Annotated in this window: 14 protein-coding genes and 1 pseudogene; 9 read left to right on the top strand and 6 right to left on the bottom strand. The window is 72.9% G+C overall.

Annotated features, from left to right (window positions below; translation table 11 throughout):
* The first annotated feature begins 52 nt into the window (after positions 1 to 52).
* Positions 53 to 817 (top strand): dienelactone hydrolase family protein, encoded by a 765-nt coding sequence (locus ACFYR0_RS25310; protein WP_389332312.1) that lies wholly within the window; start codon positions 53 to 55, stop codon positions 815 to 817.
* A 169-nt stretch (positions 818 to 986) separates the two neighbouring features.
* Entirely contained in the window at positions 987 to 1,880 is an 894-nt protein-coding gene (locus ACFYR0_RS25305; RefSeq protein WP_389332309.1) for an MHYT domain-containing protein, read from the top strand.
* A gap of 21 nt (positions 1,881 to 1,901) precedes the next feature.
* Here the strand turns inward: ACFYR0_RS25305 and ACFYR0_RS25300 are convergent, their stop codons facing one another.
* A complete protein-coding gene (locus ACFYR0_RS25300; RefSeq protein ID WP_389332306.1) occupies positions 1,902 to 2,852 on the bottom strand; it encodes a TauD/TfdA dioxygenase family protein in 951 nt (316 codons plus the stop codon).
* A gap of 227 nt (positions 2,853 to 3,079) precedes the next feature.
* Positions 3,080 to 3,547, bottom strand: a complete 468-nt coding sequence (locus ACFYR0_RS25295; protein ID WP_389332303.1) for a peroxiredoxin — start codon at positions 3,545 to 3,547, stop codon at positions 3,080 to 3,082.
* 297 nt (positions 3,548 to 3,844) lie between these two features.
* Between ACFYR0_RS25295 and ACFYR0_RS25290 the strand changes: the two are divergent.
* The 3 genes and pseudogenes from ACFYR0_RS25290 to hemC all read left to right on the top strand — a co-directional run bounded on the left by ACFYR0_RS25290 (position 3,845) and on the right by hemC (position 6,476).
* Positions 3,845 to 4,311: pseudogene (locus tag ACFYR0_RS25290) on the top strand (hypothetical protein).
* Positions 4,312 to 4,409: 98 nt separating this feature from the next.
* Positions 4,410 to 5,183: an NPP1 family protein gene (locus ACFYR0_RS25285; protein WP_389332300.1), complete on the top strand. Its 774-nt coding sequence runs from the start codon at positions 4,410 to 4,412 to the stop codon at positions 5,181 to 5,183.
* Between the two features lie 357 nt (positions 5,184 to 5,540).
* Entirely contained in the window at positions 5,541 to 6,476 is a 936-nt protein-coding gene (hemC, locus tag ACFYR0_RS25280; RefSeq protein ID WP_389332297.1) for a hydroxymethylbilane synthase, read from the top strand.
* Between the two features lie 85 nt (positions 6,477 to 6,561).
* On the opposite strand, the gene ACFYR0_RS25275 is transcribed toward hemC, so the two are convergent.
* On the bottom strand, positions 6,562 to 7,080 hold the full coding sequence (locus ACFYR0_RS25275) for a hypothetical protein (RefSeq protein ID WP_389332622.1): 519 nt from the start codon (positions 7,078 to 7,080) through the stop codon (positions 6,562 to 6,564).
* Positions 7,081 to 7,533: 453 nt separating this feature from the next.
* Here ACFYR0_RS25275 and ACFYR0_RS25270 point away from each other — a divergent pair, with 453 nt between their 5' ends.
* A complete protein-coding gene (locus ACFYR0_RS25270) occupies positions 7,534 to 8,325 on the top strand; it encodes an RNA polymerase sigma factor SigF (RefSeq protein ID WP_389332294.1) in 792 nt (263 codons plus the stop codon).
* Between the two features lie 43 nt (positions 8,326 to 8,368).
* Here ACFYR0_RS25270 and ACFYR0_RS25265 read toward each other — a convergent pair whose 3' ends face one another.
* Positions 8,369 to 8,701, bottom strand: a complete 333-nt coding sequence (locus ACFYR0_RS25265; RefSeq protein ID WP_389332291.1) for an ANTAR domain-containing protein — start codon at positions 8,699 to 8,701, stop codon at positions 8,369 to 8,371.
* Positions 8,702 to 8,826: 125 nt separating this feature from the next.
* Here ACFYR0_RS25265 and ACFYR0_RS25260 point away from each other — a divergent pair, with 125 nt between their 5' ends.
* Positions 8,827 to 9,624: a VOC family protein gene (locus tag ACFYR0_RS25260; protein ID WP_389332288.1), complete on the top strand. Its 798-nt coding sequence runs from the start codon at positions 8,827 to 8,829 to the stop codon at positions 9,622 to 9,624.
* 77 nt (positions 9,625 to 9,701) lie between these two features.
* Here the strand turns inward: ACFYR0_RS25260 and glgX are convergent, their stop codons facing one another.
* Together glgX and ACFYR0_RS25250 are read right to left on the bottom strand one after the other, a co-directional pair.
* Positions 9,702 to 11,849: a glycogen debranching protein GlgX gene (gene glgX / locus ACFYR0_RS25255; RefSeq protein ID WP_389332285.1), complete on the bottom strand. Its 2,148-nt coding sequence runs from the start codon at positions 11,847 to 11,849 to the stop codon at positions 9,702 to 9,704.
* A complete protein-coding gene (locus tag ACFYR0_RS25250; protein ID WP_389332282.1) occupies positions 11,846 to 12,358 on the bottom strand; it encodes a pep a2 in 513 nt (170 codons plus the stop codon). The genes glgX and ACFYR0_RS25250 overlap by 4 nt, the downstream gene beginning before the upstream one ends.
* 263 nt (positions 12,359 to 12,621) lie before the next feature.
* Between ACFYR0_RS25250 and ACFYR0_RS25245 the strand changes: the two genes are divergently transcribed.
* Positions 12,622 to 12,921, top strand: coding sequence for a DUF5133 domain-containing protein (locus ACFYR0_RS25245; protein WP_389332279.1), 300 nt, complete (start codon positions 12,622 to 12,624; stop codon positions 12,919 to 12,921).
* A 132-nt stretch (positions 12,922 to 13,053) separates the two neighbouring features.
* A partial coding sequence (locus ACFYR0_RS25240; RefSeq protein ID WP_389332276.1) for a maltotransferase domain-containing protein occupies positions 13,054 to 13,667 on the top strand: 614 nt, incomplete at its 3' end.

Raw genomic sequence — 13,667 nt, 5'->3', positions numbered from 1 at the left:
CCCGGGGACTTCCGGTAGACACACCGCCGACCGCCGGAGAGGCAGATCCGTCATGACCGCCGTAGTGGGGCAGGCCGTGGACGTCCCCACCGGGGACGGCGTCGCCGACGCCTATCTGGTCCGTCCGGCCGAGGGTGGGCCGTACCCCGGGGTGCTGATGTACATGGACGCGTTCGGGCCGCGGCCGTCGCTGCGGGCGATGGCGGACCGGCTGGCGTCGGCCGGGTACACCGTGCTGCTGCCGAACGTCTTCCACCGGCACGGCCGCGCCCCGGTGGTGCCGCTGCCGGAGTTCATCGACCACGCGGCCCGGCGCGCGCTGTTCGAGCGCCTCGGGCCGATCCTGCGGAGCCTGACGCCCGATCTGTCCATGCCGGACGCGGCGGCGTATCTGCGCGCGCTCGCCGAGTGCCCCGAGGCGGCGGACGGACCCGTGGGGGTGACGGGCTACTGCATGGGCGCCCGGCTCGCCCTGCTCACGGCGGGTCACCACCCGGACCGGGTGGCCGCGGCGGCCGGGTTCCACGGCGGGCGGCTGGCGACCGACGCGCCGGACAGCCCGCACCTCGTCGCGGACCGGGTCACCGCCGAGCTGTACTTCGGACACGCCGACGCCGACCCCTCGCTGCCGCCCGGGCAGATCGAGCGGCTGGAGCGGGCGCTGACCGATGCGGGCGTACGCCATCGCTGCGAGGTGTACGCGGGCGCCCCGCACGGCTTCACCCAGGCGGACCTCGCGGCGTACGACCCGGACGCCGACGCACGGCACCGGGCGGCGCTGCTCGACCTGCTGGACCGCACCCTCGAATCCCCCTGACGACACGTCCATCGCTGGTCAGCGCCGTCCAAGTGCCCTGCCTACAGCGGGCGTTAACCCGGCGTGGTCAAGTGTTCACCCGGAGCTGCCCGGAAGCGCTTGTCGCGGGGGCCCGTTCGGCCGTAGACCTACGTCCGGAACGCGGGCACGACTCCGGGGGAGCCGGCATATGCAAGGCACAGTGGACGGATTCGGCTACGGCGCGGTGACTCCCGTGACGGCCTTTCTGACGGCCTGTCTGGGCGGCTCCCTGGGGCTGCGCTGCACGGCACGGTCACTGCTCGACAAGCGCTCCTGGCGGGGCGGCTGGCTCGCCCTGGGCGCCGCCTCCGCCGGCAGCGGCGTCTGGGCGGCGCACATCGTCGTCATGCTGGGCTTCCGCGTGACGGAGACCCGCGTCCGCTACGACGTCCCGCTGCTGCTGACGACCCTCGGCGTGTCGGTCGCGGTCGCGGGCATCGGGGTGTTCCTCGTGGGCTATCTGGGCGCGAACACCGTCACGCTGCCGCTCGCGGGGATCGCCCTCGGGCTCGGCGTCGTCGCCACCCACTACCTGGTCCTGGCCGCGCTGCGCCTGGACGGCGACGTCCACCGCGCCCCGGCCGGGTTCGCGCTGTCCGTCGCCCTCGCCGTCGTCGCCTCGACCGCCGCGCTGTGGGTCGCGGTCACCGTCCGCGGCTTCCGGGCGGCCCTCGGGGCGAGCCTGGTGATGGGCGTGGCCATCACGGGGTCGTACTACGCGGCGATGGCCTCCGTCACCGTCGAGGTGCACGGCGTCCCGGGCGGCACCTGGGAGGGCGACTCGGCCGCCGCCCAGCTGTTCCCCACCCTGCTGTGGCCCGCCGTGTTCCTGGCTCTGGCCAGCGTCATCGTGCTGCTCGACCCGCTGCTGGTCCTCGGCGACGGCGAGTGGAGCCGGACCGTCGCCCGGCACACCCCGCAGCCCGGCCGCCAGAAGCCGGGCTCCCGGTTCGAGCAGCCCGGCCGTCAGGACCCGGGCTCCCTGTTCGAGCCGCCCGCCCGGTCCGGGGACGGCGGCCCGGCACGCCACCGCGCGCTCTGAGGGCCACCGCGAACGGGCCGTTCACCAGCGGCCCGCCTCGGTCCCGATGACCGGCTCCGACGGCTTGCCGTTCACCCCGACCGGCACCTCGCCGGCGAGCATCACCCGGTGCATGGTGCGCGGGAAGCCGAGGTGGGCGTTGTCGCCGGGCGCGAGATGGATGGTGGCGCGGTTGTCCCAGAAGGCCACGCTGCCCGGCTCCCAGCGGAAGCGGACCGTGTACTCGGGCCGGACCGCCTGCTCCAGCAGCATCTCCAGGACCGCGGCGCTCTCCGCGCGGGAGAGACCCTCGATCTGCTCGACGTAGTAGCCGTTGACGAACAGCACCCGCTCGCCGCTGACGGGGTGCACCCGGACCAGCGGGTGCACGGTGGCGACCTGGTGGTCCAGGAGGTGCCGGACGTAGGCGTCGTCGCCGGGCCGCGGCCGGTAGCCGACGCCGAGCCGGTGCTCGGCCCGCAGCCCGTCGACGAACTCCCGTACGGGCGCGGACAGTCCGGCGTACGCGGCCGCGAGATTGGCCCAGGTGGTGTCACCGCCGTACGGCGGCACGGTCTCGGCCCGCAGGATCGTCGCGGCGGGCGGGTCGACCCTGGCCCCGTGATCGCAGTGCCAGCCGCGCAGCAGGGTGTGCCTGCGCCGCGCCAGCCACTCCTCGTGCTCCATCCCGAAGCGTCCGCCCAGCTCCAGCCGGTCCGCGGTCGTCTCGATCTCGGGCACCCCGGCCGGCGACGCGCCGCCGCGCCGGGGCAGCACGACGGGCTCGCCGAACCGGCGCGCGAACGCCACATGCCCGGCGTGGTCCAGGCGCTGCCCCCGGAAGAACACCACCTTCCAGCGCAGCACGGCCGCCCGGATCACCCCGACGGTCTCCTCGCCCAGCTCCTCCGTGAGGTCCACACCGCTGATCTCGGCCCCGATGTGCCCCGCCACCGGGCGCACCTCGACCCCGCTCGCCGTCTCCCGCTCCACCGTCCGCCCTCCGCCGGTCGCCGCCACCGATCACGCCCGATGGTGTCAGTGATCACTCCGACGGGCCACAGGGCCTTGCGGTCGGCCGTTCCGGCGGAGGCGGGGAGGAGAGGGCGGCGAGGCGGCCCCTCCGGCCGGGCGGGGCGGGAGGGCGACGGGTCGGCCGTTCTGCCCGCGCAGGCCCGCGAGGGCGGCAGGCCGGCAGCCCTGGCCGCGAGGGCGACGGGTCAGCCGTTCTGCCCGCGCAGGGCCGCGAGGGCGCGGTCGGCGTGGGTGTTCATGCGCAGTTCGCTGCGCACGACCTCCAGCACCGTCCGGTTGCGCCCGATGACGAAGGTGACCCGCTTGGTGGGGGCGAGGCTGAACCCGCGCTTCACGCCGAACCGCTCACGGATCGACCCGTCGGTGTCGGACAGCAGCGGTATGCCCAGGGTGTGGCGCCCGGCGAACTCGGCCTGCTTGTCCACACTGTCCCCGCTGATCCCGACGGGCCGTGCGCCGACCGCCGCGAACTCCGCCGCCAGGTCCCTGAAGTGGCACGCCTCGGCGGTGCAGCCGGGGGTCATGGCCGCGGGGTAGAAGAACAGCACCACGGGCCCCTCGGCCAGCAGCTCCGACAGCTTGCGCGTGGCGCCTGTCTCGTCCGGCAGTGCGAAGTCCTCGACGACATCGCCGACTTGGGGATGCCCAGCCATGCTTCCTCCTCCGGGTGGTCTGCCGCGCGATCGTACTGGACGGTAGGGGCGGGTGGAGGGACACCCCCACGCATCGAGCCAGTCGTACGGCCGGGACCGGAGCACGCCCTGCTCACGAGCTCACCGCGGGCTCGGCTCGCCCCGGAATCAGCCCGGAACCAGCCGCCCCCGACCAGCCCGGCAACCGCCGTACCCGACCGGCCAGGGGCCCCTCGGAGACCCCCACCAGGACGCCGTTCAGGCGAACCCGCCGCCGCGCCCGCATGCCGGGCCCCGGCCCCGTCGACACCATGAGCCGTGACCCTGCCGCTGATCGCCCCCCTGCTCGCCACCCCCGGCCCCCTGCCGCCCGCCGCGCAGGACACGCGCCGGGCCTACGAGACCAGGCAGGACGGACAGCACGCGGTGGTCCACCTGCCCGGCGACGGCACGGTGACACCGCGCGCCCGGTCCGGCGAGGGGATCACCGCCGCCTACCCCGAGCTGCGCGGGCCCGGCGCCGAGCGCGCCGGACTGGCCGCGCTGCTGCGGACGGACGCCACGGACGTCTGCCCCTTCGACCCCGTGCCGCGGGTCCGGGGTGCCCACTGGGTGCGGCCCCGTCCGGTCGGCGAGGTCCGCTACAGCACACGGACCCGCTCCGGCCTGCTGCGCCAGCCGTCCCGGCTCAGGCTCCGGCCGGCCTCACCCCCGATGAGTCCTCGGCCGACCTGCCCGACGACGCCGTACGACACGCCTTGTTGATCTGTCCTTCACCACTGTGACTCCCGCGGCCTCTTGGCGCCGGAGGGAATCGACGGCAAGCTGAACTGCCTTTCCCCCCACAGCCGTTCGGCTGCGCCCGCATCAGAAGGAGGACGCAGTGTCACAGAAGTCCACGCGCATCCGCAGGAGATGGCTCACCGGCCTGGCCGGAGCCGCCGCTCTCGTGATCGCCTTCCCCGGCACCGCCCTGGCCGCACCCCCGCAGGCGCTGCCCGCCGACGCGGACGGCCTGGAGCAGACGTTCCAGCCCGCCTACGACTACGACACGGACGGCTGTTACTCCACGCCGGCCATCGGTCCCGACGGCACGGTCAACGGCGGGCTGAACCCGACCGGCGCCCTCAACGGCCAGTGCCGCGACTCCTGGGACCTGGACAACACCAACGGCTACTCGCGCTACAAGTGCAACAACGGCTGGTGCGCGATCCTCTACGGCCTGTACTTCGAGAAGGACCAGGCGCTGTCCGGCAGCAGCATCGGCGGCCACCGGCACGACTGGGAGCATGTCGCGGTCTGGGTCCAGGACAACCAGGTCAAGTACGTCTCGACGTCCAACCACGGCTCGTTCACGGTGCACAACGCCTCGGGCATCCGCTTCGACGGCACGCACCCGAAGATCGTGTACCACAAGGACGGCATCAGCACCCACTGCTTCCGCGCGGCCAACTCCAACGACGAGCCGCCGGAGAACCACGAGCGCACCTGGCAGTACCCACCGCTGGTCGGCTGGAACGGCTACCCCGCGGGCATCCGCGAGAAGCTGGTCTCGTACAACTTCGGCAGCGCCAACTTCGGCCTGAAGGACGCCAGTTTCGCCTCGCACCTGGCGAAGGCCAAGCCGTCCGGCATCCCCTTCGACCCGTACGCCTGACCGATCCCGCGGCTAAGTCCTGCGACCCGTCCGGCAGTTCCCGGCCCTCCCACGCACACGGCCCGCGCGGGAGGGCGTCGGACGGGTCCCAGGACCCGGGCCCCGTCCGGTGTCGGCCGACGGTCCGATCCGCCGTGCGGGCGGGCGGGCTTTCCGAGATCAGCGGCATGAACGCCCACGACACGAGGGGCCCTGCGCCCGGTCGGACCGAGTGTGCCGCTGGTCCGACCCGGACGCCCAGGCACCCGCGCGGCCGGCGGCACGGGACGGAGCCATTGTGGTGGACGGTCCCGCACGACGGCCGCCGAACGGGGGGATACGTCGGACGGTCCCCTCCGGGGGCACTATCGTGTCCGCATGTCCGTTCCCGAACTGATCCGGATCGTCTCCCGTGACTCGCCCATGGCGCTGGCGCAGGTGGAACGCGTACGCGCCGAACTCACGGCCCTGCACCCCGGTGTGCGCACCGAGGTGGTGCCGGTGAAGACGACCGGCGACAAGTGGCTCGGCGACCTCTCGCAGGTCGAGGGCAAGGGCGCCTTCACCAAGGAGGTCGACGCCGCGCTGCTGGCCGGCGAGGCCGATCTCGCGGTGCACTGCGTCAAGGACGTGCCCGCCGACCGGCCGCTGCCCGCGGGGACCGTGTTCGCCGCGTTCCTCAGGCGTGACGACATCCGCGACGCGCTCGTCCACCCGGGCGGGCTCACCCTGGACGAGCTGCCGGACGGCACCCGCGTCGGCACCTCCTCGGTCCGCCGTATCGCCCAACTGGCGGCGACGCACCCGCAGTTGCAGTGCGTGCCGTTCCGCGGCAACGCGAACCGGCGGCTGGAGAAGCTCGCCGCGGGCGAGGCCGACGCGCTGCTGCTCGCGGTGTCGGGGCTGGAGCGCATCGGCCGCCAGGACGTGATCAGCGAGGTGCTCTCGCCGGAGGCGATGATGCCCCCGATCGGCGCGGGCATCCTCGCGCTGCAGTGCCGGGAGGGCGACGCGGAGCTGATCGACGCGGTGAGCGCCCTCGGCGATCCGGCCACCCACCGGGAGGCCACCGCCGAACGGATGTTCCTGCACGTCCTCCAGGGACACTGCAACAGCCCGATCGCCGGCTACGCCCAGGTCGACCGCCGGGGTGAACTCTCCCTGCGCGCCTGTGTCTTCACCCCGGACGGCAAGACCCGGCTGAACGCCCACGAATGGGCGGGCCCGCTCGACCCGGCCACGCTCGGCACCTCGGTCGCCGTGGCGCTGCTGCGGCAGGGCGCCCGCGAGATCATCGACGGCATCCCGCACTGACGGAACACCGGGACCGGCAGACGGCGTCTCGGCGCCCACGGGACACGTGGAGCCGGGACCCGCCGGGCAGCCTCTGGGGCCCGCCTCAGGCGGTGCCCTCCTCCGCCTGGTCGCGCAGGAAGTTGCTCACCTGGTGGGCGACACCGCAGCCCTGGCCGGAATGGGCGCCGAGGACGTCCTCGTGGAGGCCGAGACCGCCCACCCACATGCGGCGGTCGGCCCACTCCTCGTCCACGCGCAGCTGGATCTGGACGTCCACGTGCTCGAGCGAGGCCTCGGGGCCGGCGGCGAACAGCACGGCGGTGGCGCGGCGCAGCGGATAGACGTCGTAGCCCTCGATGAACTGGGTGTTGCGCCAGTCGATGAAGGCGCTCTCGCCGTCGGCGCCGATGCGCACGTCGATCTGACCGTCCTCCAGATGGATGCCGAACTGCTCCGTGCCACGGTTCTCGACGGTGACGCGGAGGCTGAAGTAGGTCAGCCCTTCGGCCGCGTCGTCACGTCCGCGCGGCGGTTCGCCCCGCTCCAGACGGTGGACGCGGACGCGCAGACCGGCATGCTCGTCGTACTCCTGCCAGTCCCCGACGACGTTCGGCTCGCACACATTGCACCTCTCGACTTCCAAGGGTGCTTCCTATCCGTGCGCCGATCGCACTGTCAAATGAGCGAAATGCGCGGTGGCCAGGGATTTCCGGTCCTTGATCGGCGATCAAGCGCTGCGCAGGAAGAACTCGCCGGACGGGCCCGCCACACCTCGCGGCCGCGTGCCGCACATCACGTTCCGCCCGATCGTCCCGCGCCCGCCCCGCCGCCCCGCCGCACGGCGCCGGACACCCCGTGCGCGGTACCGCTGCGCGGTCACCCGATCGCCCGAAGTGCAACTTTTCATGAAATAGGTTTCATTCTTTCGCAGCACGGGCATCCGCCCTATGTGCTTCGGACCGGAGGCACGACCGTGGGACATCACGTGTCGGACTCCGGCGTCTCAGCGAGCCCACGCCCGCACCTCCCGCGGTGGCCCCCATACGGCACCACCCGATCGGGGAGGTGCGCATCCGTGCGTGTCACCGGCAGAACGAAGCAGCACCCTCATGACGACGCCCCCGACACCGCCGAGGCCTTCGGCCTGCTGAGGCGGCTGCCCGAGGGGACGGAGCGCGAGGAGCTCCGCAACGAGCTGGTCAGGGCCTGGCTGCCCATGGCCGAGCGCATCGCCGTCCGCTTCCGCGGCCGTGGCGAGAACCTGGAGGACCTCTACCAGGTGGCCGCCCTCGGGCTCGTCAAGGCCGTCGACCACTACGACCCCGAGCTCGGCCACGCCTTCGAGGCGTACGCCGTCCCGACCGTGACCGGCGAACTCAAGCGGCACTTCCGCGACCATCTGTGGACCCTCCATGTGCCGCGCCGCGTCCAGGAACTGCGCAACCGGGTCCGCCGGGCCCTGAAGGAGCTGTCCCAGACCACGCCGGGCCGGGCGCCGACCGTCGCCGAGATAGCCCTGCACACCGACCTCAGCGAGGGCGAGGTGCGCTCCGGGCTGGAGGCCCTGGACTGCTTCTCGGCGCTGTCCCTGGACGCCGAGCTGCCCGGCACCGACGGCTACGCCCTCGGCGACGCCCTCGGCGAGCCGGACCCGGGCTTCGACCGGGTGGTGGACCGGGTCGCCGTACGGCCCTGTCTCCAGGCGCTGCCGGAGCGGGAGCGCACCATCCTCTATCTGCGGTTCTTCCGCGGGATGACGCAGAGCTCCATCGCCGAGCAGCTCGGTATCTCGCAGATGCATGTGTCCCGGCTGCTCAGCGGCTGTTTCGCACATCTGCGCGAGGAGCTGCTCGCCGAGGCCGGCTGAGGTGGCCGGCGGAGAACGCCGTTCCACAACCGGACGCCGTTCTTCACCCGGACGGGCTACCGGGGATCTGGGTCGGGCCGTGGCGGTCGAGCGCCGCCTCGAACTCGGCCCTGATCTCGCCGGGGATCTCCCCCGTGCGCCCCCACAGCAGGATCAGCTCGGCGACCATGCGGAGCTTGATGTTGGTGTGCTGCGAGACCTCCCGCAGAACCGTCCAGCCCTGCTCGGGATCGACCCGCCCCATGGCGACCATCATCCCGATCGCCTGGTCCACCACGGCGTGCGACGTGACGGCCTCCTTGAGCTGCTGGACCTCCTCCTGCAGCTCAACGATCCGGTCCGTCTCGCCAGCGGGTCCGCCCGTTCCGTTCACCACGTGTACATCCTCCGCCCGGACAGCACCCCGTGCCAACGGTTCCTCGGCAGGCGCCCTGCGCGGATCCGGTTGGACACTGGGAGGAGACCGCGGGCCACCGGCCCACGACACCCAGGACGAGTGCCATGAACCACCACCCGACCCCCTCCGCCCCGGAGGTCGTCACCACGCAGAACGTGTTCGGCGCACCCTGTTGGGTGAGTCTGACCAGCCGCGATCTGCCTGCCACCGAGGCCTTCTACACGGCCGTGCTGGGCTGGCGGTGGCGGTCGGCCAAGCTGGGCGACAAGTTCCGGATCGCCCTGGTGGGCGACGCGCCCGTCGCGGGCATCGCGGCCGTCGCCGCGATGTGGCAGATGGCGGTGGCCTGGACGCCGTACTTCGCGGTCGCGAGCGCCAACGAGGCCGCCGCCCGCGCCCAGGAACGCGGCGGCACCGCGGCCGTCGGCCCGATCTCCTTCCCGCCCGGCCGGGCGGCGCTGCTCGCCGACCGCGACGGCGCCACCTTCGGCATCTGGGAGGGCGAGCTGTTCACCGACTGGGAGACCTGGCGCCGCGCGGCCCCCGCCTTCATCCGGCTGCACACCCGTGACGCCTTCGACGCGGCGATCTTCTACGGCGAGGTCCTGGAGTGGGCCGCTTCCCGGCCCGGCGGCTGCGAGGTGCACTACGAGGGCGACGAGGTGGTGCTGCGCAGCCGGGGCGACGTGGTGGCCCGGATCGAGTCGGGCGCGCTGGAGGCCGCCCCGGACCCCACGATCCGGCCGCACTGGCAGGTCCACTTCGCCGTCGACGACGTCGAGGCCTGCGCCCGCGCCGCCGAGCTGAACGGCGGCAGCGTCCTCGGCAGGAACACGGAGAACGCCGTGCTCCGCGACCCGGACGGCGCCCAGTTCACGGTGACCTCCCGCCTGCCGCGCTGACGGACCCCGGCACGACGGAGGCGGGGCGCTCCACGCGCCCCGCCTCCGTCACGCCGTACCCCGGCGGCCGGTACGGCTCACCCGCCCCCGTGCGACGGCCTCGACAGCAGCACCAGGCTGCGCGCGCCGACGGTCAGCACGGTGGCCGCCTTGTGCTCGGTCTCGTCCGGTACGCCCTGGGGGTCGGCGGTGTCGATCAGCGCCGACCAGCGCTCGCCGTAGGCGGCACCGGGCAGCGCGAAGTCGACCGGTTCCCAGTAGCTGTTGAGCAGCAGCAGGAACGAGTCGTCGCGCACGGGCCGGCCCTGGGCGTCGGGCTCCGCGATGGCGTCGCCGTTGAGGAAGACGGCCACGGAGTGGGCGTCGGAGCGGCGCCAGTCGCGTTCGGTCATCTCACGGCCGTCCGGCGCCAGCCACACCAGGTCGGGCAGCGGCTGCCCCGCGTGCGTGAGGGTCTCGCCGCGGAAGAACCTGCGGCGCCGCAGCACGGGGTGGGCGGAGCGCAGGGCGATCACCCGCCGGGTGTAGTCGAGCAGTTCGCGCTGCTCGCCGGTCAGCCGCCAGTCGACCCAGGACAGTTCCCCGTCCTGGCAGTAGGCGTTGTTGTTGCCCCGCTGGGTGCGGCCGAGCTCGTCGCCGTGCAGCAGCATCGGGATGCCCTGGGAGAGGAGCAGCGTGGCGAGGAAGTTGCGCTGCATCCGCCCGCGCAGTTCCAGCACGGACGGGTCCGTGCTCTCGCCCTCGGCCCCGCAGTTCCAGGACCGGTTGACGCTCTCACCGTCCCGGTTGCCCTCGCCGTTGGCCTCGTTGTGCTTGTCGTTGTACGACACCAGGTCGCGCAGCGTGAAACCGTCGTGCGCGGTCACGAAGTTGACGCTGGCGCGCGGCTTGCGCCTGCTGTGCTGGTAGAGGTCGGAGGAGCCGGTCAGCCGGGAGGCGAACTCGCCGAGGGTGTTCTGCCCGGCCCGCCAGAAGTCCCGCACGGTGTCGCGGTACCTGCCGTTCCACTCCGACCACAGGGGCGGGAAGTTGCCCACCTGGTAGCCGCCCTCGCCGACGTCCCACGGCTCGGCGATCAGCTTGACCCTGCTGATGACCGGGTCCTGCTGGATCAGGTCGAAGAACGCCGAGAGCCGGTCCACCTCGTGGAACTGCCGGGCGAGGGTGGCCGCGAGGTCGAAGCGGAAGCCGTCGACATGCATCTCGGTGACCCAGTAGCGCAGCGAGTCCATGATCAGCTGGAGGACGTACGGGTGGCGCATCAGCAGGCTGTTGCCGGTGCCGGTGGTGTCGTAGTAGTGGCCCCAGTCGCCGTCCACCAGGCGGTAGTAGGACGCGTTGTCGATGCCGCGGAAGGAGAGGGTGGGGCCCCTCTCGTTGCCCTCGGCGGTGTGGTTGTAGACGACGTCGAGGATCACCTCGAGGCCGGCCGCGTGCAGCGCCTTGACCATCGTCTTGAACTCGGCGACCTGCTCGCCGCGGGTGCCGCGGGCGGCGTAGGCGTTGTGCGGGGCGAAGTAGCCGATCGTGTTGTAGCCCCAGTAGTTGGCGAGGCCCCGGTCGCGCAGCACGCCGTCCTGCACGAACTGGTGGACCGGCATCAGCTCCACGGCCGTCACCCCGAGCCGGACGAGGTGCTCGACGACCGCCGGGTGGGCGAGCCCGGCGTAGGTGCCGCGCAGCTCGGGCGGGACCTCGGGGTGGGTGCGGGTGAGGCCCCTGACGTGCGCCTCGTAGATCACCGAGTCGGCGTAGGGCCGCCGGGGCGGGTGGTCCTCGCCCCAGTCGAAGCGGGGGTCGGTGACCACGCCGAGCATGGTGTGCCCGGCGCTGTCCGCCGGGTCGGGCCCGGACGGGTCGCGCTCGTAGAGCGAGGGGTGGTTGTCGATCTGCCCGTCCACGGCCGTGGCGTAGGGGTCGAGCAGCAGCTTCGCCGGGTTGCAGCGCTGGCCCGCGCCCGGGTGCCAGGGGCCGTGCACCCGGTAGCCGTAGCGGCGGCCCGGTCCGACGCCCGGCAGATAGCCGTGCCAGACGAAGCCGTCGGTCTCGGTCAGCGGTACCGCGCTGTGGCCCCCGGCCTCGTCGACCAGGACCAGTTCGACCTTCTCGGCGACCTCGCTGAAGAGGGCGAAGTTGGTGCCCTCGCCGTCGTGGGTGGCGCCCAACGGGTAGGGGTGCCCGCTCCACACGGGCACCCCGGACTTCCGGTTCCGCTGCGAGGTCACCGGGCGTCCTCCAGCACGCCGACGGCACGGGTCCGGCCGGCCAGGACCGCGGCCGGCATCAGCTCGCGGGGCACCTGGAGCACCTCGCGCAGGCTCGGCGCGGGGGCCGTGGGCACCAGCGGGACGCGCTCACCGGCACGGGCCCGCTGCGAGAACCAGATGACCTTGGAGCCGGTGTCGGTGGCGCAGCAGCCCCAGCCGTCGCTGTGCGCGGCGAGGTGCTCCAGGCAGTCGCGCAGGTCCTGGTCGGGGCGCAGGTCGCAGTCGTTCTCCCCGATGGCGGTGATCAGGTGCTGGCCGTTCCACCACATCTCGACGGAGGTGTGCTTGTCGGTCGCGTGCTCGTCGATCGCGGTCAGCAGCAGCTCGGCGGTGCCACGGACCGGTTCCACGATCGTCTCCAGGTCCCAGTAACGGAGATGGGCTGCCAGGATGCGTCCGACCTGTCCGACGCGTTCCGGGCTGACTTCCACGTCGAGGTGGTAGTAGCAGGGCACTGCGGTCTTCATCGTCGTTTGCTCCTCACCGGCCAGACTCCCGCTCGTCCGGCTCCCACGAGCCGGTCCCGAGTACGATGCGTGAGCACCGATCACTTCTGAGTAACCACTACGGTGACGGTGCTAGCCCATTCGTGCAACACGAGCGCACCCGGGATCGTTGAAGATCCAACAAGACGCTGGGTCGCCGTCCGTGCACCATGAGTGAAGGTCCGGGGTTTCCCCGGCCGTCGGGACGGCGCCGTTCGCGGCCCCTCGGAAAGGTGAACCCCGCCATGCTGCTACCCGCGGAAGCCGAAGTCGCCCGGCATCTGCGGCGGTACCGGGCCTGGGAGCGCATGATGCTCGCCGCCCCGACCGACCGCACGGTGCGCGCCTCCTTCGAGGACTCGGGATACACGCTGTGCGTGCTGATGGGGAAGCGCTGTGCGCGGGAGGCCGCGGACGCCGCGGACCGCTATCTGCGGCACGGGCCCGCCGAGTTCCTGAGCGAGCAGAGCGGGCGCCCGTATCCGGTGCGGCGCGTACGGCGGACACCGGTCACGACCGCGCGGCCCACCACCGCGGGGCGGTAACACCGGCCCGCACCCGTGCGTCGGAGGGCGAGGGCGCCCTCCGGCGCTTCATCGCGGGGAGGCAGTGTCCTTCCCGCGCGGTACCCAGCTCCGGCCAGTCGGGCCGGCGTCGAGCACGGCGGAGGAGAGACCATGAGCGCGCCCATCGGCCGCATCCCGGTACGCCAGGTCCACCCTGCGGTGGAGGGCGGCCGGCGCCCCGCGAAGGCCGTGGCGGGCGAGACGTTCGAGGTCTCCGCCACGGTGTTCCGCGAGGGGCACGACGCCGTCTCGGCGAACGCCGTGCTCACCGATCCGCAGGGCCGGCCCGGTCCGTTCACGCCGATGCGCGAACTGTCGCCCGGCTCCGACCGCTGGGGCGCCGAGGTCACCCCGCACACGCCCGGCCGCTGGACCTACCACGTGGAGGCCTGGAGCGACCCGGTCGCCACCTGGCGGCACCACGCGCGGATCAAGATCCCGGCGGGCATCGACACCGGCCTCGTCCTGGAGGAGGGCGGCGATCTGCACGAACGCGCCGCCGCGGGCGCGCCGAAGGGCCCCTCGCGCACGGCACTCCTCGGGGCGGCGCGGCGGCTGCGCGACGACTCGCTGCCCGTCCGGACCAGGCTGGAGGCCGCGTTCACCGCCGAGGTGGACGCGGCGCTGTCCGCGCATCCGCTGCGGGAGCTGGTGACGGCGTCGGAGGCGATGCCGCTGCTGGTGGAGCGGGAGCGGGCGCTGTACGGCTCCTGGTACGAGTTCTT

It is taken from the genome of Streptomyces sp. NPDC005017 (genome assembly GCF_042873115.1).
Lineage (GTDB): Bacteria > Actinomycetota > Actinomycetes > Streptomycetales > Streptomycetaceae > Streptomyces.
The sequence above is the reverse complement of the archived record's forward strand: the minus strand, read 5'-3'. Positions and strand labels throughout refer to the sequence as shown.

Bases quoted from the DNA above. Each gene is read 5' to 3' on its own strand.
- ACFYR0_RS25250 (WP_389332282.1), bottom strand. From the start codon at position 12,358: ATGAAGACCGCAGTGCCCTGCTACTACCACCTCGACGTGGAAGTCAGC.
- ACFYR0_RS25245 (WP_389332279.1), top strand. From the start codon at position 12,622: ATGCTGCTACCCGCGGAAGCCGAAGTCGCCCGGCATCTGCGGCGGTAC.
- hemC (WP_389332297.1), top strand. From the start codon at position 5,541: ATGTCCGTTCCCGAACTGATCCGGATCGTCTCCCGTGACTCGCCCATG.
- ACFYR0_RS25305 (WP_389332309.1), top strand. From the start codon at position 987: ATGCAAGGCACAGTGGACGGATTCGGCTACGGCGCGGTGACTCCCGTG.
- ACFYR0_RS25295 (WP_389332303.1), bottom strand. From the start codon at position 3,547: ATGGCTGGGCATCCCCAAGTCGGCGATGTCGTCGAGGACTTCGCACTG.
- ACFYR0_RS25310 (WP_389332312.1), top strand. From the start codon at position 53: ATGACCGCCGTAGTGGGGCAGGCCGTGGACGTCCCCACCGGGGACGGC.
- ACFYR0_RS25260 (WP_389332288.1), top strand. From the start codon at position 8,827: ATGAACCACCACCCGACCCCCTCCGCCCCGGAGGTCGTCACCACGCAG.